Below are 22,233 nucleotides of genomic sequence, written 5' to 3' on the forward strand. Positions count from 1 at the left end.
CTCATTCCCCCTTGCCGGTGCGTAGTTCGAGAACGAGTCGGGTGAGCGCAGTGCGGACCGGATGACTGGTGACATCGGTGGCGCCGCTGAAGACGGCTCGCCGAGCGCCGGGGGAGAAGCGGAGCACACCGTCCTCGACCTCGCAGCCCTCCACCGCGACGAGTTCCGCCCAGTCGAGTCGGGGGCGGCCGCCCGACCTCACGTCTAGCAGGACCACCGGTGTCATGGCCGGCAGTTCGTCCGCACGGGGCAGTTTCACCTCCGCAGTGATCCGCCACTCCCCCGCCTCGCCGATGGAGGCGTTCAGCCCGTCCAACTCCGGCAGGGTCGTTCCGGTGCCGCGCCTGGGCGCGGCCTTGCGGGCGACGGTGAGCGCCTTCCGGAGCTTCGCGCCCCCTTCGCCACCTGCTCGCTTCGGCTTGGCGACCAGTTCTTTCACCGCCGAGTTGACCTCGGTGGTCAGCCGGGCGATGCGGTGGTGTGCGGTGTGCGACCAGCGCAGGGTGAGTTCTTCCGTCTGACCCCAGCGGTCGTGCTCGGGCGGCTCGGCCGCCCGCAGGAACTCCTCGGCCTCCTCCGCGAAGGGAACCGTCTCCCCGGCCGCGTGCCCCGTCAGAAGGACGGCCTGGAAGGAATTGACACCCAGGGGAAGGCCGGCGACACCGGACTTCTTGATGGTCATCCGGTTGCCGCGCAGCGAGTGGACCTGGTTCGGGACGCCGTCCTCGTCCTCGGCCTCCGTGACGAGGAGTACGGCGGGATGCGTGCCGAGCGTGCCACGGCGCCCGCCGGTCAATGGAAGCTTGAACGGAACATGACGGAGGGCGACTTGACCGGCCTCGGTGAGCCGGTCCACGGTCGTTCCCTCGTAGAAGGAGCGCAGCGCCCTGGTGCGGGAGGGCTGGGATCGGATGGGATCGACCTTCTCCTCCTCCAGGACCACCTGTCCGTTGCGTAGCGTGCGAACCGAGGTCTCCAGGAGCGGGAGCCTGCTTCCGCCTCCGGTCATGGCCGCCCAGAAGTCCCTCTCCAGCGCTTCGACCAACCGTCGATGCATGGCCCTGATGTCGCGGGTCCCGTCGTCGTCGATGCCGTCCCCGTCCTCGTCGTCGACATCGCGGTCGGGAGCGCTCTGGTCGAGGCTCGCCACGTCGTGGGCGCCGACGATGAGGAAGGAGGTGCCCGGCTCGTCGTTGTCGCGGGTCAGGTAGAGGCGTTCGACCGTCTCCTCGTCCGCCCACCACGAGCGAGCCACCTGGGCCCCCGGACTGTCCGGGTCGGGGCGCCCCAACCAGGCGGGGCCCGCGTACGACTCACCGTCGACGGAACGCCAGGGCAGTTCGAGTCGTCCGATGAGGCGGCGCTCGGTCCGCCCCTCGTGGGGGACCGAGAGCGTGGAGTTGATCAGGACCATGCCGAGTGCGCTGGTCGCCCAGAGCGTCGCCTTGCCCAGACCGAACGAACCACCGGCTCCACGACCCGACTTGAGGCTCTCCAACTGACGGCGGACGACGGCCGCGAACTTGCCGTCGTCGTAGTCGTCCCCGGTGAGACCGGAGGCGTTGTAGTCATCGATCCGGAGCAGGACCAGCCGGCCCTTCTCGAACATGTCTCGGACCCCCGCGTCCACCACCCGGCCGACCTTCTGGTGGGAGGCCGACTCCGAGACCGCGGTGTAGTGAGGGTGGAGGTCGTCCCAGAGGACGGCCTTGCGAAAGGCCTCCAGCGCCTCACCGATCAGCTCGTGGATGGTGTAGCGCACCCGGACCGGGCGGCCGTTCTCCGTGAGCCGCTCGTCGAGACTGTTCTGGCAGGTCTCCCGGGCAAGCACCTGGACATCGGCGTCGAACGCGAAGGCGGCGGCGTTGCCGCCGTCACGACCACCATCGGGATAGCCGGGCCGGTGGTACCAGGTGACGGGAAGACCCGCCTGCGTGTCGGTGGTGCGCGTGTGCACCGTGCCGATGTCCGTGCCGAGCGCCTTGGCGATCTCCTCCATCACGGTCGGCCGAGGGACGGACCGCTTGGTGATCCAGGCCGAGACCGCGGCGCGGGTCAGTCCCAGCTCTTCCGCCAGCTCCGCCTGTGTCTTCCCCGCGAGCCTGAGCTGACGGGCCAGCCAGGGCCCGAACTCCTCACCGGTCTCCATGCGACGACCACCCACTTCTCCGCTGTTCCTGCAGACGTGGACAGACTAATTTGACACATCCGGCCTGGTCAATTGCTGCTTGACGTTATCCCGCCGACATCTCCCTATGTCTCACCACCCCCGTCGCATTATCTTCCTGCTTCGTCCTGTTTCGGTTATATTTCGAGCCCTTCGGGGCCTTTGTCCGGAAACGGAAAAGAGGCTTGCCTGAACCGAGGGTTCCCCCTAAAGTGCAGCAGGGCGAGAAGCCGACGCAAGGGGAGAGCTCTGCCGTCAACAAGAAGATTTTCCCCGTCCGACAGTTCTTCCGCAGGATTCACAAAAGGAATCCATGATTCCGGGTGGCGCCGCCGAGGTTGAATCCCCTAACGTTGATCACGAATCGACCCGAGGTCTCGGCCCCGGAAAATGGGTGACGATCGAACGCGCCCACGCAAATTATGCGTCGTTCGTGACGACCGATGCAGGCGGAAAGAACAGGACGGTGATCGACCCGTGGAAGAAGACCCGGGGGACACGGAGTCGCACAAGTGTGCCACCTCGAACCTTTCGTTGTCCGGACGTGAGCTGAGCGCCCTTTCCTCGGAACTGGCGCAGGCGTGCAACGACAAGGAAAGGACACGAATCATCGAAGAGTGGGAGACGACGCGCAAGGAGCTCAAGGAGCTCTACGGGTTCGACGACCTCCTTCTCGGAACCGACGAGCACGACTGAACCGTCCCCCTCCACGCAGCAGGGACGGTGGGGCGGGGGGGGGGGGGGGGCCCCCCCCCGCGGGGGGGGGCCCCCCCCCCCCCCCCCCCCCCCCCCCCCCCCCCCCCCCCCCCGCCCCCCGGCGCCCCCCCCCCCCCCCCGGCCCCCCCCCCCCCCCCCGGGGGGGGCGGGGGGGGGGGCGCCCCCCCCCCCCCCCCCGGCCGGGGCCCCCCCCCCCCCCCCCCCCCCCCACCACGATCCCGCCCTCTCGCCCGCCGCTTCCCAGGAGTCGCCGAAAAATGCCGTCCGCCACCTCTCTCGTGGTTCGTACAGTACTCGAGCAGTCGACTCGTGTACTGCAAACCTACGAGGTCGACCCCGGCCTCATTCCGGAACACGCCAACAGTGAACGACGTATCACCAAGGGCGGATATGGTGACCGTCAGCTCTTCGAACTCGTGCAGAACGCGGCGGACGAAATAGCCACCAATCCGGGTGGAACCGTTCACGTCGTCCTCACGTCCACACACCTCTACTGCGCGAACGAAGGTTCCCCCGTTTCCCCCGAAGGGGCGGAAACCATTCTCCGAATGAGCATGTCGCGCAAGCGAGGCGGTCAGATCGGTCGTTTCGGCGTGGGCGTCAAATCGGTTCTGGTCGTCACCGACACTCCCCAGTTCTTCAGCAGCACCGGCTCCTTCGGGTTCGACCGTGAATGGGCGTACGAGCGCATTCGTACGGTGCCCGGTGTCGAGGAGCATCTGGGAAGCAATTTCGAGGCCCCGGTGCTCCGCATGGCGCGCCCCCTCGACATGGCCGCCGAACGCGCCCAGGATCCCGTCCTCGACGAGCTGCTCGGCTGGGCCACCACCGTCGTACGTCTGCCGTTGCTCGCCGGTGCCGCCGACAAGTTGGCCCAGGACATGCATGGCGGACGGACGAGCGCCGGCTCCTTCCGCGAGGAGTTCCCGGTCGGCTTCCAGCTTCTCTCGCCCCACGTGGCGAAGGTCGTCCTCGAGGACCGTCGACCGCGCCCCGTCGCCCGTCGAGTACTCACCACCGAGCAGCAGGGCGATCTGCACACGTTGGTCGAGGAGCGGACGGGAAGGCCCACCGCCACCAGCCGCTGGCGGGTCTTCTCAGTCACGCACGAGCCCGGACCGGCCGCCCGCGCCGACGCCGGTGAACTGCACGACCGCCTCGCCCTCGACCTCGCCTGGGCCGTACCGGCGCTGGAGAAGGACAGGACGAGTGGGCTGTACGCCTCCCCGAAGTCCCGCGGACGAGGACGCTTCTGGTCCTTCTTCCCGACAAAGTACGAGATGTCCCTGAGCGGCATCCTCAACGGGGCCTGGAAGACAAACGAAGATCGACAGAACTTGCTCGACTCGTCGGCGTTCAACGAGGAGATGATCAGGGTTTCGGCGTCCCTGGTCGTGGATTCACTCGCCCGACTGGCTCCGGCCGAGGACCCCGGCGCCTACCTCCCTCTGCTGCCCGGCCGCGTGAAGGAGTCCATCAGCTGGGCGGACGAGTTCCTGACCCAGGAGATCTGGGCGCAGGCCGCCGTACGGCCGTCGCTGCCCGACCAGGACGGCACCCTTCGCACACCGACCGCGCTGCGTGTCCACCCGCGCCTCGACAAGGACCCGAAGCGCCTCACGGGTTGGTTGCGGATGTGGCACGAATGCCCCGGCCGCCCGGTGGACTGGCTGCACCCCAATGCCGAGACCGATCAGCTGCGGTCCGGAAAGGTGGAGCACATCCTCGACGCCGCCGGACACCGGCGGACCGATGTCCGCGAGTGGTTGGAGGCACTCGTCCAGTGTGGCACCGCCGAGGCCTCGGCGGTGGCGATCCGCATCCTCGCGGACATGGTCGGGATCGGCTCTTCCCACGCCGAAGAAGCCCGGAAGGCACGAATCGTGCTCACCGAGGAACACGGCCTCGTCGCCCCCGTGCACGGGCGAGTCTTCCGTCGTGCCGAAATGGGCGGCTTGCGCGAGTCCCTGGTGTACGTGGTCGACGAGATCGCCCAGGACTCCTCACTGGCCCATGCTCTCGGTGTCCTCGGCATTCGGGAGGCGGACGCCGAGGGCCGTTTCATCAGCGTCCTCGACCAGGGTTTCGACGGGTACGGGGACACCGAGTGGAAGCGCTTCTGGGAGCTGTTCCGGCAGGCCGGAGGACGCAGCTTGACCCACAAGCTGCTGGAGCGTGTCCCGAATCCGCGGGAGACGTTGCGGGTGCGGACCGCGGACGGGAAGTTCCGGCCCGTCCGCGACTGCATGCTGCCCGGCCCGGTCGTCGACCCGCGGCGCGACCCGAGCATCGCCGTGGACAAGGAGTTCCACTCGGACGACCTCTCCTTCTTCCCCGAGATCGGGCTGCGAGAGCGTCCTTCGGCTGCGGTGCGTCCTGAGGGCGAGGCATGGTTCGAGGAGTACCGGGAGGCGGTCCACTCGGCCTACCTGCGCACCCTGGACGATCGGGCCCCTCGCCCCTCACTCGCCCGAATCAAGGTGGAGGGCTCCGCCGTCGGCGGCCCCCTGCATCTGTTCCGCTCGCTGTCGGAGGAGTCCCGCGCCGCTTTCCTGAAGGTGCTGCCCGACGACGCCGTCGTGGACAACTGGACCCGACAGATCGGTGCCCAGACGAGCACCCGCCAAGCCGTCGCCTCGCCGATTCGCTGGCTGCTCAAGAAGTACGGGACCGTGTCCACCTCCCAGGGGATCAAACCCCTTCGGGAAGCCGTCGGGCCCCAGTTGGCCGCCTATCGCGACGTGCTGCCGGTGGCCGACATCTCGCCGGAGAAGGCCCGCAAGCTCCGTCTGCCGATCACGGTCGACGAGGTTCCGGCCGATCGCTGGGAGAACCTCCTCGTCGAGGTGTCCCGCAGTGAGGACGACGCCTTCGTCGGCGCCACCTACGTCATGCTGACCCGGTTCGGCGCGGACTTCCCCGAGGACTCGTTGACCCGTTGCCGGATCGGCGACACGTGGGGCACCCGCCCGGACGACGAGATCACCGTCGCGGTCGGCGCCGCCGAGTACCGGGCGTTGCGCGCCGAACAGCTCCCCGCCCTGCTCGTGACGAGGGCCGAGGACGCCGAACTGATGGTCGACAAGTGGGGCATGCTCCGCTATGCCGACGTCATCAGCCGGGAGACCCGTGAGGCCCCCGACGGTGATCCGGTGCCCCTCGTCGAGCTGTACCCCGGCCTTCGTCAGCGGTTGAACAGCACCAACCGGAACAGTCTGGTGCAGCGGTGTGTCGAGTTGGAGGAGGTGACCCGCACCCCCAACGGCACGAAGCCCCGCCCCCTGGACGCGGTGCGCCAGGGCGGCACGGTGAAGGTCCGCGTTCCGCTCGGTCCGGAACCGATGCTGCGGTTGATCGACCGCGAGTTGGAGCTGGGTCTCGGGGCAGCCGGTTGCAAGGCGGTCATGGAGCACCAGGAGCGCATGGCCCGGGACAGCGAGACGAGAGCCGCGATCAAGGCCGTACGCGACGCGGAGGACGTGGTCACGAAGATCGAGCTGCTGATCGGGGCGGAGGCCCTGCGGTCCGGGCTGCCCGAGGGACTGATGGACGCCGAACTGCAGGAGGCCGACGGCGCGGAGCCGACCGGGCACCGGATCGCGCAGATGGCCTTCAACGCGCACGGCGACGGGGTGCTCCAGCAGCATGCCCGGGACATCCAGGCCAGGTTCCCGAACGCTCCCGTCGGCTACGGAGGCTCGTCGGCCGCCATCGCCTTCGTCTCGGACCTGAAGCTGCCGGTGGCGTTCGCCGGCTCCCGGACCCCGTCGCCGCCCGCCTTCGAGACGGTGGACGGCCCCCGGGACTTCCCCCGCCTCCACGACTACCAGGAGGACTTGGTCCGGAACATCAGCTCCCTGCTCGATCGGCTGGCCCCGCAGCGCGCCATGCTGTCGCTGCCCACGGGCGCCGGCAAGACCCGGGTCACCGCGGAGGCCGTGATCCGCTGGGTGAAGCAGGTGGGCGACCTGCAGGGGCCGCTGCTGTGGATCGCGCAGACCGAGGAATTGTGCGAACAGGCCGTACAGAGTTGGAAGTTCGTCTGGGGCAAGGTGGGTGCGGAACGCCCCCTCACGATCAGTCGGCTCTGGAGCACCAACGAGGTGGGAGACGTCGTCGAGCACCCGCATCTCGTCGTCGCGACGGACGCCAAGCTGGAACGCTGCCTGGGTACCGAGGCGTACGACTGGCTGCGCCACGCCTCCCTGGTGATCGTGGACGAGGCGCACACCGCGGTCTCCAAGCGCTACACGGAGATCCTGGGGCACCTGGGACTGACGCAGTTCGAGACCAAACGGCACCTGCTGGGCCTGACGGCCACGCCGTTCCGGAACACCAACGAGGAGGAGACCCGTCGGCTGGTCAACCGCTTCGGCAACAAGCGCCTTGACGAGGGCGTCTTCCCCTCCGGCGATCCGTACCGGGACCTTCAGGAGTGGGGCATGCTCGCGCAGGTCGAGCACCGCACACTGGAAGGCGGTCGGATCGAGCTGACCCGCGAGGAGAAGGCACAGGCCGACCGGATGTCGACGCTCGCGAGGGCCGCCGAACAGCGGCTCGCCGACGACCACGCGCGCAGTCGCCGCATCGTCGACGAGGTGGTCGGCCTGCCCGAGGACTGGCCGACCCTGCTCTTCGCCACCTCCGTCGACCACGCCAAGTACCTCGCGGCCATGCTGAATGACCGCGGTGTCCCCTCCGCGGCAGTGGACTCGACGACGAGTGCCCAGGACCGGCGTCGGCGCGTCGAGGACTTCCGGACGGGCCGCATCCGGGTCCTCACCAACTACGGCGTCCTGACCCAGGGCTTCGACGCACCCGCCACCCGTGTCGTGGTGGTGGCCCGCCCGGTCTACAGCACCAACGTCTACCAGCAGATGATCGGCCGCGGTCTGCGCGGCCCGAGGAACGGCGGCAAGGACACCTGCCTGATCCTCAACGTCAGCGACAACATCGCGAACTTCGACACCCGGCTCGCGTTCACCCAGTTCGAACACCTCTGGAGCCCCAAGTGACCGACCCCTACCTCGACAGTCCCCCGCTCACCGACGAGCAGCGGGCCGTGGTCGAGCAGCCCTGGGACGCCCGGGTCCTGGTCACCGCCGGCGCCGGAGCGGGCAAGACGCACACATTGGTGCGCAGGCTCGACGCGCTGTGTGGGCACGAGAACCCCGAGGAGGCCCTGGAGGCAGCCGAGATACTGGTGCTCACCTTCTCCCGGGCCGCGGCGCGCGAGCTGCGCGAGCGGATCGCCCGACACGGCGACCGGGCCCGCCGGGTCCGGGCGCAGACCTTCGACGCGTGGGCGTACGGGGTGCTCCTGCAGGCGTATCCGGACGGTGAGTGGGGTGTGATCGGCTTCGACGAGCGGATCACGGCCGCGGCGCAGGCGATCGAGAAGGGGGCACTGGAGGCGGGTGACGCCGTTCCGCCCGCCCACGTCGTGATCGACGAGGTGCAGGACCTGCTGGGTCCCCGCCGTGAACTGGTGGAGACGCTTCTGGACCGGTACCAGGACAGCTGCGGCTTCACGGTCGTCGGTGACGCCGCCCAGACCGTCTACGGCTTCCAGATCGAGGACTTGGCCGAACGCTCCGACGAGACCGGCCGCTTCTTCGACTGGTTGCGCTCCTCGTACGCCGACGACCTGGTGGAACTGCATCTCACGCGGAACTTCAGGGCCACCACCCCCGAGGCCGGGGTGGCGCTGTCCCACGATCCGCTGCTGCAGCGGATCCCCGACGCCGATCGGGCGGCGACGTTGTACGAAGAGTTGCGCGACCTGCTCCTGGAGCCCGCCAACGGGTTGGGCGAACTCGCCGATCCGCTCGTCCTGGACGGTTTGCGGAACTTCCCCGACACCTGCGCGATCCTCACCCGGGACAACCGACAGGCATTGGTGGTCTCCGGTCTTCTCCACGAGCACGGAATCGCGCATCGGCTGCGGCGCCCTCTCGAGGAACGGCCGGTCCCGTACTGGGTGGCCGAGCTGTTGCGTCGCACCGAGGCGAACGGCCTCACCGAGGAGCGGTTCCGCGCGCTGCTCGCGGGTATTCCCCTGCCGTACGAGCCGCACGTGTCCGCCCTGTGGGCGGTGCTGCGCCGTGCCGCGCGCGGGGCCGGACGCAACGCACTGGACATGGAGCGGCTGCGCCGCTCGGTCGCCGAGGGCAGGTTCCCCGACGAGGCCGCCGACCCGGAGCCCTCCCGGCTGGTGGTCTCCACCGTGCACCGCGCCAAGGGACTCGAGTTCGACCGGGTGGTCGTCCTGACGCCGCCGAGCGTTGCCGAACTCCACAGGCAGTACAAGAACGACGAAATGGACCTCCCTGCCGAGGCCCGGGCGCTCTACGTGGCGATGACACGCGCACGTCAGGACCTCTACCACGTGCACTGCCCCGAGCTGCCGATCCTGCGGCGGGCCGGTGGCAGGAAGAACGGCCGCAGGTACGTGGGGGGATGGCGGTCGTACGACAGGTACGGAATCGTCGCCGAGTCGAGTGACATCGGCGGGGACCACCCCCCCGGCCGTAGGACCGATGCCGTGACGACCCAGGCGTACCTCCTGGAGAAGGTCGCTCCGGGGCACTCGGTGGTGCTGCGCAAGCGTCACGACGTGCCGTTGGGAGAGCACCAGAGTCCGCCGTACGCCCTCGTGCACGACGGACGGGAGATCGGCGAGGCCTCGGCGCGCTTCCGCGAGGAGCTCTTCCAGGTGCAGAAGGTGAACCGGACCTGGGACCCCTGGTGGCCCGACGAGATTCACGGTCTGAGGATCGACGTCCTGGAGACCGTGACGGGCAGCGCCGCCACCGGCGCCAACGCCGGACTCGGCGAACGGGGCGTGTGGATCGCACCCCGGATCACCGGCATCGGCCGGTACCGACGGGCCGAGGACAACGAGGAGACAAACGCATGACGCACGTGGAAGGCCGGCACTCCGAGCACTACCGGGTCCGGGACGAGGAGATCCTGGTGGGGCTGCGTCGTGAACTCCTCGGCCCTTCCCCCGACGCCGAACCGGACGACCGGGACGAGGTCCTGGCCCGGGACGCTCCGATCGACCGCTACCTCGCGGGCATCCTCTATCCGAGGCCCGCGAGCGCGGCCGCGCGGGAGCGCAGGAGCGAGGACGAGCAGGAACAGAACGGTCTGGACCGGGCGGCGGTGGACTCCCGTGCCCGCGACGAGGCCCCGGACACGACGGACGAGACCGGCGCGGGCTCCCGTCGGCCTTCGTCGATGGGGCTCACCTTCGCGGTCGACCCGGCCATAAGCGACACGATCGTGATCCGGGCCCGAGCCGCCGTCTACGAGGCGACCGATGCGGACGGGCGTCCCGTCCCGGCCCGTCGCGCCGAGGCCCGCACCACCTCGGACCAGCAGGAGTACTGGCGGCGCAGGGTGCTCGAACTTCCGGAGGTGCGGGTCGACGTGACCACGCCCGACTCCGACTGGAGAAAGGACCTCGACCACCGCTCGGCACTGCGCGTCAACGTCCGGCGTCCGAACCGGAACACCGGTACCGTCGCCGTCACCGTCACGTTGGTCAACACCCAGCGGGTCGGTGAGCACGATCTCCAGGACGCCTCCTCCCTCTTCCAATGCGGGCTCACCGTTCGTGCGGCCGACGGTTCCAGCGCCTTCGTCGAGCGACCCGCTCCGGCCGCCTCCCACGACCCCGAGGTCGCCACCGGCCGACTGCTCCACCGTCACGTCCCGACCTTCGCCGTCGGCCACGGTTGTGCCGCAGAATGGGACTGGACACCGCCGCCGATCGGCATGACCGACTCCGTACCGGCCGGGGTGTCCGAGGTGCGCAGCGAGTTCGTGCCCACCGTGGAGGTGCTCCTCACCGACTCCAACCCGGAGATCGACAGCTCCGCCCTGTCCATGCTGGGCCTCGCCGAAGATTCGGACGCCGAGGTCCTGGACGCCCTGAGGGCACTGGTCACGGGCTACGCGCGCTGGATCGACCGCAAGGCGGCGGAGGCCGCCGCCCTGGCCGGCACGGTGCACGAGAAGACGGCCCACGAGCAGGTCGAAGCCTGTCGAGAAGCGCTCGGAAGGATCTGCGAGGGCATCGATCTCCTCGGCGACAAGCCGGACCTGATGCGGGCGTTCCGTCTCGCGAACAGGGCCATGGCCGATCAGCGTGCCCGCAGCGCCTGGGTCAAGGGTGGCCGAGCGGGTGCTCCCGACCCCGCGGTCGGTCGTTGGCGCCCCTTCCAGATCGCGTTCCTGCTGCTCTGCCTGGCCGGCATCGACGACCCCGAACACAGGGACCGCTGCATCGCGGACCTGCTCTGGTTCCCGACCGGTGGCGGCAAGACCGAGGCCTACCTCGGTCTGATCGCATTCACCGCGTTCCTGCGCCGCATCCGGCGTGGCGCCGAGGGCGGCGGCGTCACCGTGCTCATGCGCTACACGCTGCGGCTCCTGACGCTCCAGCAGTTCGAACGCGCCGCGATCCTGCTCTGTGCCATGGAGCTGATGCGACGCGAACTGCCCGCGGAACTGGGCGCCGAGGAATTCTCCATCGGCATGTGGGTCGGCCGCTCGGCCACGCCCAACACCCTTCAGGAGGCCGACGAGAAGCTCGCGGAACTCCGCAGGGATCCGGATAGGCGCCTGGCCACCAAGAACCCCGTACAGCTCCACGCCTGCCCGTGGTGCGGGACCCGTCTCGACGCACGAGACTACGAGGTCGACCGGGACGGCAGGCGGATGCACGTCCGCTGCCCCGGTGAAGGCTGCGGTTTCACCGACGGCCTGCCGGTCCACCTGATCGACGAGGCCGTCTACGACGCCCGTCCGACCCTGGTGATCGCCACCGTCGACAAGTTCGCCTCCATGCCGTGGCGGCCGGCCACCTCGTCCCTCTTCAACCTGAACGATCCGGACGACCTCACACCGCCGCCCGAGTTGATCGTCCAGGACGAGCTCCACCTCATCTCGGGTCCGCTGGGAACACTCACCGGCCTCTACGAGACCGCTGTGGACGCGCTCGCCGAGCACCCCAAGGTGATCGCTTCCACAGCCACCATCCGCCGCGCCGCCCACCAGGGGCGAAGTCTGTTCAACCGCGGTGTGCGCCAATTCCCACCGGCCGGGTTGGACGCCAGGGACTCCTGGTTCGCGGTGGAGACGCCGCGGGAGGAGAAGGCGAGCAGGCGCTACGTCGGGCTCTTCGCTCCGGGCACCAGTCAGTCCACGCTCCTCATCCGCACCTATGCCACACTGCTGCACCGCGCCAAGCAGGCCCGGACCGAGGACGAGGTGCGTGACGCGTACTGGAGCCTCGTGGGCTACTTCAACAGCCTCCGACTGTTGTCCGCCGCCGAGCTCCAAGTGCACGACGACGTCGTGGCCTATCTGGAACTGCTCGCCGAGCGGGAAGGGGTGGAGGTCAGGTCCGCCGCCAACTATTCGGAGCTGACCAGCCGGGTCGACGCCAGCGAGATCCCCACCCGCCTCAAGGGCATCGAGAAGAAACTCCCCGACGAGGACACCGTGGACGTCCTCCTCGCCACCAACATGATCGCGGTCGGCGTCGACGTGGACCGCCTCGGCCTGATGGCCGTGATGGGTCAGCCCCAGACCACCGCCGAATACATCCAGGCCACCAGCCGTGTCGGCCGTGCCCATCCCGGCCTGGTCGCCGTCATGCTCAACGCGACCCGTTCCCGGGACCGCTCGCACTACGAGAACTTCCTGCACTTCCACTCCGCGCTTTACCGCGAGGTGGAGTCCACATCCGTCACCCCCTTCTCCGCCCGCGCCCTCGACCGCGGCCTGCACGCCGTGATCGTCGCCCTGACCCGCCTCATGATTCCCGAGGCCCGCCCCAACGAGGCCGCCGGACGGGTCGACTCCTACGAATCCCGGCTGCGGGAAGAGATCAAGGACATCCTCCTCGCGCGCGTGAAAAAGGTCGACCGGGAGGAGACCGAGGTCGTCTCCCGTGCCTTCGACGAGTTCGTCAACTGGTGGTGCGAGGAGGCCGACATCCACGGCGGCCTCCTCTTCGAACCGAAGAAGGGCGACCGCAGGCCGTCGCTCCTGAAGCCGTACAACGACGAGTCCGAGAACGCCGAGGCGTGGCCCACCTTGTGGAGCCTGCGCGACGTCGACGCCGAGTCCGCCCTGTTCATGGAGGCATCCCGATGACCCCGCCCCCCGCGCGTCGCCGCCGCACCGGCACGGACGGCCGTACCCCCGCTCACAACCTGCCCCGTCGGGGCGCGGTCCGCCGCTCCCAGATGATCACCACGTACGGTGTCGGATCCCTGATCGCCGTCGATCAGGAGTCCTTCGTCGTCTCCGGCCTGGACGGGGCCGACAGCCACTGGCGTGCCGACGAGTCTCCCAGGATCCACGAGCACCGGCTCGCCCGTCTCCTGGGCGTCCAGTACTTCCGCCTGCCTCCCGCATCCGACGAGACCAGTAAGGACGGAGTACGGGTCCGCCGTTTCCCCGTCATGCACTCCTGCCCCGAATGCAACGAACTGCGGCGGCACCGCGACTTCAACCCGCCTCCCGGCAAGAGCGTCTGCGGCGCCTGCGAGGCCGACCTGGTCCCTTCCCGCTTCGTGATCGCCTGCGAGGCGGGACACCTGGACGACTTCCCCTACTGGCACTGGGTCCACCGGGCGGGCGGTTCCGGCACGGCCCCTGCGGGCCAATGCGGTGGGACCCTCGAGTTGCGCTCCTCCGGCCGAAGTTCGTCCCTCCGCTCCATCGTGGTCTCGTGCACCTGCGGAGTGCCGGAGGTCTCCATGGAGGGCTCCTTCCGCAAGAAGGCCCTGAAAGACCTCGGGCTCCGCTGCCGCGGCACCCGTCCGTGGCTCGGTACGTCCGTCCCCGCCGAGCCATGCGGCTTCGCCCCCCGCACTCTCCAGCGCGGTTCCTCCGCGGTGTGGCAACCGGTGCTGAAGTCGGCGCTCTCCATCCCGCCGTGGAGCGACGGGCGTGCCGACCCGCTCGCCGAGCACTGGGAGACGCTTCGCGAACTGAACGGACGCGACGAGGTCGAGCTGGTGCTCAAGGTCCTCTTCAAGGACGGGTGTCCGGTCCCCGTCGACGAGGTCATGGCCCTTCTGGACGCCGAACGCGAGGAGGACCCCGAGGGGGAGGAGACCCCAAGCTTCGACCACCGTTACCGCGCCCTGCGCCACAAGGAGTACGAGCGCCTCCGCGCCGGCAACGACGAACGCGCCCGTTCCCGTGACGAGCAGTTCGTCTGCGAGTCTCCGCTCGGGGACCCGGCGGAGCTGCGTCCACTCGGAATCACCGGACCCATGTTGGTGAAGAGGCTCCGGGAAGTCCGTGCCCTCAAGGCGTTCACCCGGCTCGCCGAGCCCGACATGACGACCGAGGGCAGGGAGGCGGCGCTCTCCACGTCGGACCTGGCCTGGTTGCCCGCCATGGAGGTCCGCGGTGAGGGCGTCTTCCTCCGTCTCGACGAGGCCCGCCTCGACGAGTGGTCGCGCTCGGTCGCCGTGGCGGCGCGCGCCGAACGGATGCGCACCGCTCATGAGAGGCTCATGGGGCAACGCGCCGCCGATCCGACCCTGGTTCCGCCGTCTCCGGCCTCCCCCCGCATGGTGTTGCTCCACACCTTGGCCCACGTCCTCATCAACGAGTGGAGCCTCGACGCGGGCTACCCCGCGGCCGCACTGCGCGAGCGTCTCTACGCCGACGACGGCATGGCGGGGATCCTCGTCTACACGGCGACGAGCGATTCCGCAGGAAGCCTCGGAGGTCTTGTGGCCCAGGGTGAGCCGGGGCGTCTCGCCGGCGCGATCCGCGCCGCCGTGCACCGCGCGGAATGGTGTTCCTCCGATCCGCTCTGCGTCGAAGCCGAGGCATCCGGCACCGGCGGCACCAATCTCGCCGCCTGTCACGCCTGCGTGATGCTCCCGGAGACGAGCTGCGAGCACAACAACATCCTTCTCGACCGTGCGCTGCTCGTGGGCACGCCGGAGGACCCCGAGATCGGCTTCTTCGCACACCTGCTGTCCTGACGGACGGTTGTGGGTGGGCGTCCGTGAAGACCCGACGCCCACCTGCGGCATCGGGCTGTGGTTCTCCAAGGGGGTGCTCCGCCTCTGCGGGGCCCTCGTTAGGCTCGTACGGAGAGACGTCGATTCGAACAAGAGGTGGCCCCATGCCCCGCATCCCCTCCCCCCTCACCGCCGCCGCCGGACTCGTCGGCGGGTACGCCGTCGCGCGGTGGACCAAGAAGCGGCCGCTGGGTGGGGCCGTGCTCGCCGTGGCCGGTGGGGTGGCCGCGCGGGAGTGGCAGCGGGTGGGCGGGGCGAAGGCCTCCGTGGGGCTGACGTCCGCCTACGTCGCCGCGTTCGCCGGGTCGCACCCGCTCGCGAAGAAGATCGGGGCCTGGCCCGCCGTCTTCTCCGTCGCCGGAGCCGTCGCCGCCGCCTCCTGGGCCGTCACCCGCGACAAAGGCTGAGCCCGAGAGGGCCAGGGCCCGAGGGGACAGGGCCCAAGGAAACGGAGCCCGAGGCCCCGGCCCGCCAGGACCCGCGCCCCGAACCGGTAAAGCCCCGCAGGGGCTAGCCCCCCAGCCCATGGCTCACCGTATAGATCAACAACCCCGCCAGCGCCCCCACCACCGTCCCGTTGATCCGGATGAACTGAAGGTCGCGTCCGATGTTCGCCTCGATCTTCCGCGACGTCTGGGTGGCGTCCCAGCTCGCGACCGTGTCCGTGATCAGGGACGTGATCTCGGTGCGGTAGGTGGTGACGAGGTACGCCGCCGCGTCCTCCGCCCAGCCGTCGACCTTCGCCCGGAGGCGGGCGTCCGTCGAGAGGCGCCGGCCCAGGGAGATCAGGGAGGCGCGGGCGCGCAGGCGGAGCTGGCTGTGGTCGTCCTCCGCCGCCGCGATGATCAGGGCGCGGACCGAGGACCAGGCGGAGGCGATGACGTCCTGGACCTCCGGGCGGGCCAGCAGGTCCGACTTCAGGCGCTCGACGCGGACCCGGGTGTCCGTGTCCGACTGGAGCTCGACCGCGAAGTCCGCCAGGAAGCGGTCGATCGCGCCGCGCGCCGGGTGCCCCGGCATGTCCCGCATCTCCGTGACGAAGCGGAGCAGTTCCTTGTAGACGCGCTCGCCGATCCGCTTGTCCACGAAGCGCGGCGTCCAGCCCGGCGCCCCGCCCTGGACCGCGTCCATCACCGAGTCCCCGTGCGTCACCAGCCAGTCGTGGGCCCGGGTGCAGATCAGGTCCACCGCCCGGCGGTGCGCCCCGTCGTCCACCACCTTCTCCAGCGTCTTGCCCAGGGGCGGCGCGATCTCCACCGCCTCCGCCCGCCGGGTGATCGCCTCCCCCACCACCGCCTGCACGTCCGCGTCCCGCAGCACCGTCAGCGCGCCCCGCAGGGCGGTGGAGAGCTCCGCCACCACCCGGTCGGCGTGGGCCGGGTCAGCCAGCCAGGCGCCCAGCCGGCCGCCGATGCCCAGGGCGGTCAGCCTGCCCCGTACGACGTCGGCGGAGAGGAAGTTCTCGCCGACGAAGACGCCGAGCGACGTGCCCAGCTGGTCCTTCTTCTTCGGGATGATCGCCGTGTGCGGGATCGGCAGTCCCAGCGGGTGCCGGAAGAGGGCCGTCACCGCGAACCAGTCCGCCAGCGCGCCCACCATGCCCGCCTCCGCCGCCGCGGCGACGTACCCCGCCCAGGCCCCCGCCCCGGAGTTGCGCGCCCACGTCGCGAGCGCGTAGACCACCGCCACGAGGAGCAGCAGGGACGTCGCCAGCGCCTTCATGCGCCGGACGCCCCTGCTCTTCTCCTCGTCCGCGGCCGTGTACGAGAAACCCACCATGCGTCGACCTCCTACCTGAGGGACTCCCGGCGCTCCTCCCGAGTTCCCCCGTACATCTTCGCGATCACCGCCTCGATGTCGGGTTCCCGCACCGACAGGTCCACAAGCGGATGCGCGGCCGCCACCGCCGCGACCAGCGGGGCGGCCGACCCCGTCGCCGGGAAGGCGAGCCACTGCCGGGGCCCCTCCGCCCGTACGAAACGGGCTCCCGGCAGGTCGATCGGGGGCAGTTCGCGCTCCAGGTCCACCACCAGGAGCCTTTCGCTCTCGCCCACCTCGTGCAGCCCGGCCAGTTCGCCGTCGTACATCAGGCGTCCGTGGTCGATGACCATCACCCGGGAGCAGAGCTGCTCGATGTCGGTCAGGTCGTGGGTGGTCAGGAGGACCGTCGTGCCCCGCTCCCCGTTCAGGTCGCGCAGGAACTCCCGCACCTTCGCCTTCGACACCACGTCCAGGCCGATCGTCGGCTCGTCCAGGTACAGCACCTCCGGGTCGTGCAGCAGCGCCGCCGCGACGTCGCCCCGCATCCGCTGGCCGAGCGAGAGCTGCCGCACCGGCACGTCGAGCAGCTCCCCCAGGTCCAGGAGCTCCACGCAGCGGTCGAGGTTCTCGCGGTAACGGGCGTCGGGGATGCGGTACATGCGGTGCATCAGCGTGTACGAGTCCCTCAGCGGCAGGTCCCACCAGAGCGTGGTCCGCTGCCCGAAGACCACCCCTATCCGCCGGGCGAGCCGGGTCCGCTCACGGGACGGGTCGATGCCCGCGACCCGCAGCCGGCCGCCGCTGGGGGTGAGGATGCCGGTCAGCATCTTGATGGTGGTCGACTTCCCGGCCCCGTTGGGGCCGATGTAGCCGACCATCTCGCCGCGCTCCACCCCGAACGAGATCCCGTCGACCGCCCGGACCTCCCGTTTCTCGCGGCGGACCAGGCCCGCCCTGCGGCGGACCGTGAAGGTCTTCTCCACCCCGTCCAGGTGGATGAAGGGTTCGGTGGACGACATCCCGGAGTCCTCAGCTTCCCGTCGATCGGTACGAGCGGATCCCCGCCCGCCAGGCGAGGCCCGCGGCCCCGCAGCAGACGAGCGCCACCAGCGGCGACGCGAAGGCCGCCCCGTCCGGCACCCCCGCCGGGGCCGGCCGGCCGAGCACGTACAGGGCGGGCAGCCAGCTCACGAACGCCAGCGGCACCACGTACACGACGCCCCGGACCAGCTCCTGCGCGAAGATCGTCGGCGGGTACTGGAGGAGGGTGTTCCCGCCGTACGTGAAGGAGTTCGTGACCTCGGCCGAGTCCTGGAGCCAGAAGAGCGCGGACGCGCCGACCACCATCACCGCGCCGAAGATCACCGCCCCGCAGACCACCGTCACCGGCAGCAGGACCACCTTCACCGGCGTCCAGTCCACGTCGAGCAGGACCAGGCTCCAGACCAGGACGAGCAGCGCCTGCGCGACCCGGCCGAAGCGGCGCAGCGCGAACCTGTCCGCCGCGACCTGCGCGAGCAGTGGCGCCGGGCGCATCAGGAAGGTGTCGAGCGAACCGTCCCTGACCCGCTTCCCCATCCGCTGGATCGAGCCCATCGTCAGGTCCGCGATCCCGAAGGCGGTGCCGGCCGTCCCGTACAGGAAGGCGACCTCCGCGAAGGAGAAGCCGCCGAGCCCCTCCACGTGGCCGAACATCAGGAGGATGACGACGAAGTCGAAGAAGGTGACGCAGAGGCTGTTGAAGAGGGTGAGGGCGAAGGAGAGGCGGTACGTCATCGTGGACCGGATCCACATGGCCGCCACCATCCGGTAGGTACGGAGGGAGTCGCCGAGGACGCCGTACGTACGGGGCGGGTCGTCCGGTCCGTCGTCCGTGCGCGAAGGGACCTCGCCGGAGAGGCCGGTCGTCGTCTCAGCCACCCTGCACCACCACCTTCCGCGTCGCCAGCGCCTGCGCCGCCCGGCCCGCGCCGAGCAGCACCAGGGCCCAGCAGCCCTGGAAGGCGTACGCCCCCGCCAGCTCCCGGCCCTCGTACCGGCCCAGGTAGACGTCGGCCGGGACCTGGAGGAGGGAGGCCCAGGGCAGCGCCCGGGCGATCTCGCCCAGGGCGCCCGGGAAGACGTTCAGCGGGAGCAGCATCCCCGAGAAGAAGAGGCCGCCCAGCCAGGCCATCTGCATCACCCCCTGGCCGTCGAGCAGCCAGAACGCGCTCATCGCCACCAGGTACCAGAGCGCGAAGCCGACCACCGAGCCCAGCGCCACCGCGAGCAGGAACGCCGCCCAGCCGCCGGGCCCGGAGGGCAGGGTGAAGCGGAAGAGGAGCGCGCCGATCACCATCGGGGCGACGCCCCGGCCGAGCAGCTGGAAGGCGGCCCGGCCCGCGTTGGCCGAGAACCACCAGGCCTGGAGGTCGGCGGGGCGGTAGAGGTCGACGGCGATGTCACCGGTCCTGATGCGCTCGATCAGCTCCTCCTCGAAGCCGCCGCCCATCAGACCGCAGACGGTGAGCAGGGCCTGCCCGATCCACACGTAGGCGAGGGCGTCGTCCATGGAGTAGCCGCCGAGGTGCGGCCGTTCGTCCCAGAGGGCGACGTAGGTGTAGGAGAGGACGAGGCCGAAGACGCTGTTGGTGAAGACGCCCGCCGCCGTCGCCACCCGGTAGGTGGCGTAGCGCCGGAACCCGCCCGCGGCCACCGTCGCGTACAGCCGCAGCATGGAGCTCCCTTTCCGGGAAGGGGTGGAGGGGTGGAGGGAGACGAAGCGCACGACCCTAGCGGGGGTGCGGTGTCCGTCGCGACCCGTTTTCACGTCACATTCGAGTCGCGTACGGGACTTTCCGGTCATTCCGGGCAATATGGGATGCCATGTCCCCTTCCTCGTCCCCCTTCTCCGGTACGGGCTCCGGCACCGGCCCCGGCACCGGCCCCGGTACGGACTTCGACCCCGGTGCGAGCGACCCGGACGGCACCCCCCGGACGTCCCGCCCGGGCTGGGAGCCGAGGGATCCCACCCTGCACGCGCCGCACCCGCCCGGCCGGGCGGCGGACCCCGCGCCCCGCCGACGCCGCCGGGACCGCCGACACCGCCGGGGCCCCTTCCGGCGCCTCCTCCGGTTCCTCGTCGGCACCCTGCTGCTCGGCACCCTGCTCCTGGCCGGCGCCCTCACCGCCGGCTACCTCCTGGTGGAGATCCCGCCCGCCAACGCCGCCGCCGTCGCCCAGTCCAACGTCTACCTCTACCGGGACGGCACCCCCCTCGCCCGCGACGGCGAGGTCAACCGCGAGAGCGTCCGGCTCGACCGCATCCCGCTCTCCCTCCAGCACGCCGTCCTCGCCGCCGAGGAACGCGACTTCCCCACCTCGCGGGCCGTCGACCCCAAGGCCATGGTCCGCGCCGCCTGGAACACCGTCACCGGCAAGGGCCGCCAGTCCGGCTCCACCATCACCCAGCAGTACGTCAAGAACTACTACCTGGGCCAGGAGCAGACCCTCACCCGCAAGGCGAAGGAGTTCTTCATCGCGATCCGGCTCGGCCGCGAGAAGAGCAAGCGGGAGATCCTCGAGGGCTACCTGAACACCAGCTACTTCGGACGCAACGCGTACGGCGTGCAGGCCGCCGCCCGCGCCTACTACGGCAAGGACGTCGACGCACTCGACACAGCCGAGGGCGCCTACCTCGCCTCCCTGCTCAAGGCCCCCAGCGCCTACGACGTCACCACCCACCCCGAGAACCGCGCCAAGGCCGTCGCCCGCTGGCACTACGTCCTCGACGGCATGGTCACCGAGGGCCGGCTGGACCGGGCCGGCCGCGCCGCCCTCCGCTTCCCCGACCCCCAGACCGCACGCCCCGTCACCTCCCTGTCCGGGCAGCGCGGTTACGTCGTCCAGGCCGTCGAGGAGTACCTGACGAGCCGGGGGATCGTCGACGAGAAGACCCTCGCCGGCGGCGGCTTCCGCATCACCACCACCCTGGAGCCCGCCAAACAGGAGGCCCTCGCCGAGGCCGTCGAGGACCGGGTCGTCTCCCGGCTCGACCCGGACCGCAACCCCGCCGACCGCTTCGTACGCGTCGGGGCCGCGGCCGTCGACCCGGCGAACGGCCGGGTCCTCGCCCTGTACGGCGGGATCGACTACACCCGCCAGTACGTCAACAACGCCACCCGCCGCGACTACCAGGTCGGCTCCACCTTCAAGCCCTTCGTCTTCACCGCCGCCGTCCAGAGCGGCGCCCAGACCCAGCAGGGCCGGCCCATCACCCCGTACACCGTGTACGACGGGACCAACCGGCGCCCGGTGGAGGGCTGGAGCGGCAGCCCGTACGACCCCGCCAACGAGGACGACGCCAGCTACGGCGAGATCCCCGTCGGCACCGCCACCGACCTGTCGGTGAACGCGGTGTACGCCCAGATGGCCGTCGACGTCGGCCCCGCGAGCGTGCGCCGGACCGCGATCGCCCTCGGCGTGCCCGGCACCACCCCCGACCTCACCGCCTCCCCCTCCATCGCGCTCGGCGCGGCCACCGCCAGCGTCCTGGACATGGCCACCGCGTACGCCACGCTCGCCGCCCACGGCAGGCTCGGCACGTACACCCTGGTCGAGGGCGTCACCCGGGGCGGCGAGAAGCTGCGCCTGCCGGACCCGCGCCCCAGGCAGGCGGTGAGCCGCGAGGCCGCCGACACCACCACGTCGATCCTCAGGAGCGTCGTCGAGACGGGCACGGGGACGGCCGCGCAGACCGCCGGACGCCCGGCGGCGGGCAAGACGGGCACGGCGGAGGACGACAAGGCCGCCTGGTTCGCCGGCTACACCCCGGAACTCGCCACCGTCGTCGCGCTGATGGGCCAGGATCCCGAGACGGGACACCAGGAGCCGCTCTACGGGGCGCTCGGCGTGGACCGGGTCGCCGGGGGCGGCGCGCCCGCCGAGATCTGGGGCCGCTTCACCCGGGAGGCCCTGGCGGGGACGCCCCCGCGGGACTTCGACCTCCGGCTGATGCCGGGGGCCGAGGAGCCGCCGCCCGCGACCCCGACACCCGGCGGGACGGAAGGGACGCGGGAGACGGACGAACCGGAGGAGTACGTGACCGGGGAGGCGGGCCCGGAAGCTGCCCCGACGGCCCGGGGCGCGGGCCCGGACGTCCCGGAGCGGGAGACCGGACCGCGTACCCCCGAACGGGTGGCGTCCCCCGACCGGCCGGGCGGTCAGTGACCCGAGGTCGCCTTCAGACCCACCACGGCCACGAGCAGCAGACAGACGAAGAAGATGCGGGCGGCGGTCGCCGGCTCCCCCAGGACCACCATGCCGAACACCGCCGCACCGGCCGCGCCGATGCCGACCCACACGCCGTACGCCGTACCGATCGGCAGCGTCCTGGCCGCCTGCGACAGCAGCAGCATGGAGGCGACGATCCCGGCGCCGGTGAACACGCTCGGCCACAGACGGGTGAAGCCCTCGGTGTACTTCATCCCGATCGACCAGGCGACTTCCAGCAGACCCGCGACGACGAGAAGGACCCAGGCCATG

The 22,233-nt window shown here is 70.4% G+C and carries 13 protein-coding genes; 7 read left to right on the forward strand and 6 right to left on the reverse strand.

Annotated features, from left to right (window positions below):
* Position 1: 1 nt before the first annotated feature.
* On the reverse strand, positions 2–2,149 hold the full coding sequence (locus ACFY7E_RS08030) for a helix-turn-helix transcriptional regulator (protein WP_389481973.1): 2,148 nt from the start codon (positions 2,147–2,149) through the stop codon (positions 2–4).
* Positions 2,150–2,644: 495 nt separating this feature from the next.
* Between ACFY7E_RS08030 and ACFY7E_RS08035 the strand changes: the two genes are divergently transcribed.
* The 6 genes from ACFY7E_RS08035 to ACFY7E_RS08060 all read left to right on the forward strand — a co-directional run bounded on the left by ACFY7E_RS08035 (position 2,645) and on the right by ACFY7E_RS08060 (position 15,356).
* Positions 2,645–2,863, forward strand: coding sequence for a hypothetical protein (locus tag ACFY7E_RS08035; protein WP_389481975.1), 219 nt, complete (start codon positions 2,645–2,647; stop codon positions 2,861–2,863).
* A 278-nt stretch (positions 2,864–3,141) separates the two neighbouring features.
* Complete coding sequence (locus ACFY7E_RS08040) at positions 3,142–7,899, forward strand: DEAD/DEAH box helicase (protein ID WP_389481977.1); 4,758 nt, start codon at positions 3,142–3,144, stop codon at positions 7,897–7,899.
* Positions 7,896–9,803, forward strand: a complete 1,908-nt coding sequence (locus tag ACFY7E_RS08045) for a UvrD-helicase domain-containing protein (protein ID WP_389481979.1) — start codon at positions 7,896–7,898, stop codon at positions 9,801–9,803. Before ACFY7E_RS08040 ends, ACFY7E_RS08045 begins: the two co-directional genes overlap by 4 nt.
* On the forward strand, positions 9,800–13,054 hold the full coding sequence (locus tag ACFY7E_RS08050) for a helicase-related protein (RefSeq protein ID WP_389481982.1): 3,255 nt from the start codon (positions 9,800–9,802) through the stop codon (positions 13,052–13,054). The genes ACFY7E_RS08045 and ACFY7E_RS08050 overlap by 4 nt, the downstream gene beginning before the upstream one ends.
* A complete protein-coding gene (gene drmB, locus ACFY7E_RS08055) occupies positions 13,051–14,910 on the forward strand; it encodes a DrmB family protein (protein ID WP_389481984.1) in 1,860 nt (619 codons plus the stop codon). The genes ACFY7E_RS08050 and drmB overlap by 4 nt, the downstream gene beginning before the upstream one ends.
* A 143-nt stretch (positions 14,911–15,053) precedes the next feature.
* Positions 15,054–15,356: a hypothetical protein gene (locus ACFY7E_RS08060; protein ID WP_030210142.1), complete on the forward strand. Its 303-nt coding sequence runs from the start codon at positions 15,054–15,056 to the stop codon at positions 15,354–15,356.
* A gap of 103 nt (positions 15,357–15,459) precedes the next feature.
* On the opposite strand, the gene ACFY7E_RS08065 is transcribed toward ACFY7E_RS08060, so the two are convergent.
* The 4 genes from ACFY7E_RS08065 to ACFY7E_RS08080 are packed head-to-tail and all read right to left on the reverse strand — an operon-like array spanning position 15,460 to position 19,423.
* Positions 15,460–16,728 carry a DUF445 domain-containing protein gene (locus ACFY7E_RS08065; RefSeq protein WP_389481987.1) on the reverse strand — a complete coding sequence of 423 codons (1,269 nt, stop codon included), beginning with the start codon at positions 16,726–16,728 and terminating at the stop codon, positions 15,460–15,462.
* 11 nt (positions 16,729–16,739) lie between these two features.
* The gene (locus tag ACFY7E_RS08070) at positions 16,740–17,729 is read right to left on the reverse strand and encodes an ATP-binding cassette domain-containing protein (protein WP_389481989.1); all 990 of its coding nucleotides are present in this window, start codon (positions 17,727–17,729) and stop codon (positions 16,740–16,742) included.
* 10 nt (positions 17,730–17,739) lie between these two features.
* Positions 17,740–18,630: an ABC transporter permease gene (locus tag ACFY7E_RS08075; RefSeq protein WP_389481992.1), complete on the reverse strand. Its 891-nt coding sequence runs from the start codon at positions 18,628–18,630 to the stop codon at positions 17,740–17,742.
* Positions 18,623–19,423: an ABC transporter permease gene (locus ACFY7E_RS08080; protein ID WP_389482241.1), complete on the reverse strand. Its 801-nt coding sequence runs from the start codon at positions 19,421–19,423 to the stop codon at positions 18,623–18,625. The genes ACFY7E_RS08075 and ACFY7E_RS08080 overlap by 8 nt, the downstream gene beginning before the upstream one ends.
* A 152-nt stretch (positions 19,424–19,575) precedes the next feature.
* On the opposite strand from ACFY7E_RS08080, the gene ACFY7E_RS08085 reads away from it, so the two are divergent.
* Positions 19,576–21,918, forward strand: a complete 2,343-nt coding sequence (locus ACFY7E_RS08085; protein ID WP_389481995.1) for a transglycosylase domain-containing protein — start codon at positions 19,576–19,578, stop codon at positions 21,916–21,918.
* Here the strand turns inward: ACFY7E_RS08085 and ACFY7E_RS08090 are convergent.
* Positions 21,912–22,232: a DMT family transporter gene (locus ACFY7E_RS08090; RefSeq protein WP_383433498.1), complete on the reverse strand. Its 321-nt coding sequence runs from the start codon at positions 22,230–22,232 to the stop codon at positions 21,912–21,914. The two genes, ACFY7E_RS08085 and ACFY7E_RS08090, sit on opposite strands and share 7 nt — an antisense overlap.
* Position 22,233 lies beyond the last annotated feature (1 nt).

The sequence above is a fragment of the Streptomyces sp. NPDC012825 genome (assembly GCF_042900925.1).
In the GTDB taxonomy this organism is placed as follows: Bacteria; Actinomycetota; Actinomycetes; order Streptomycetales; family Streptomycetaceae; genus Streptomyces.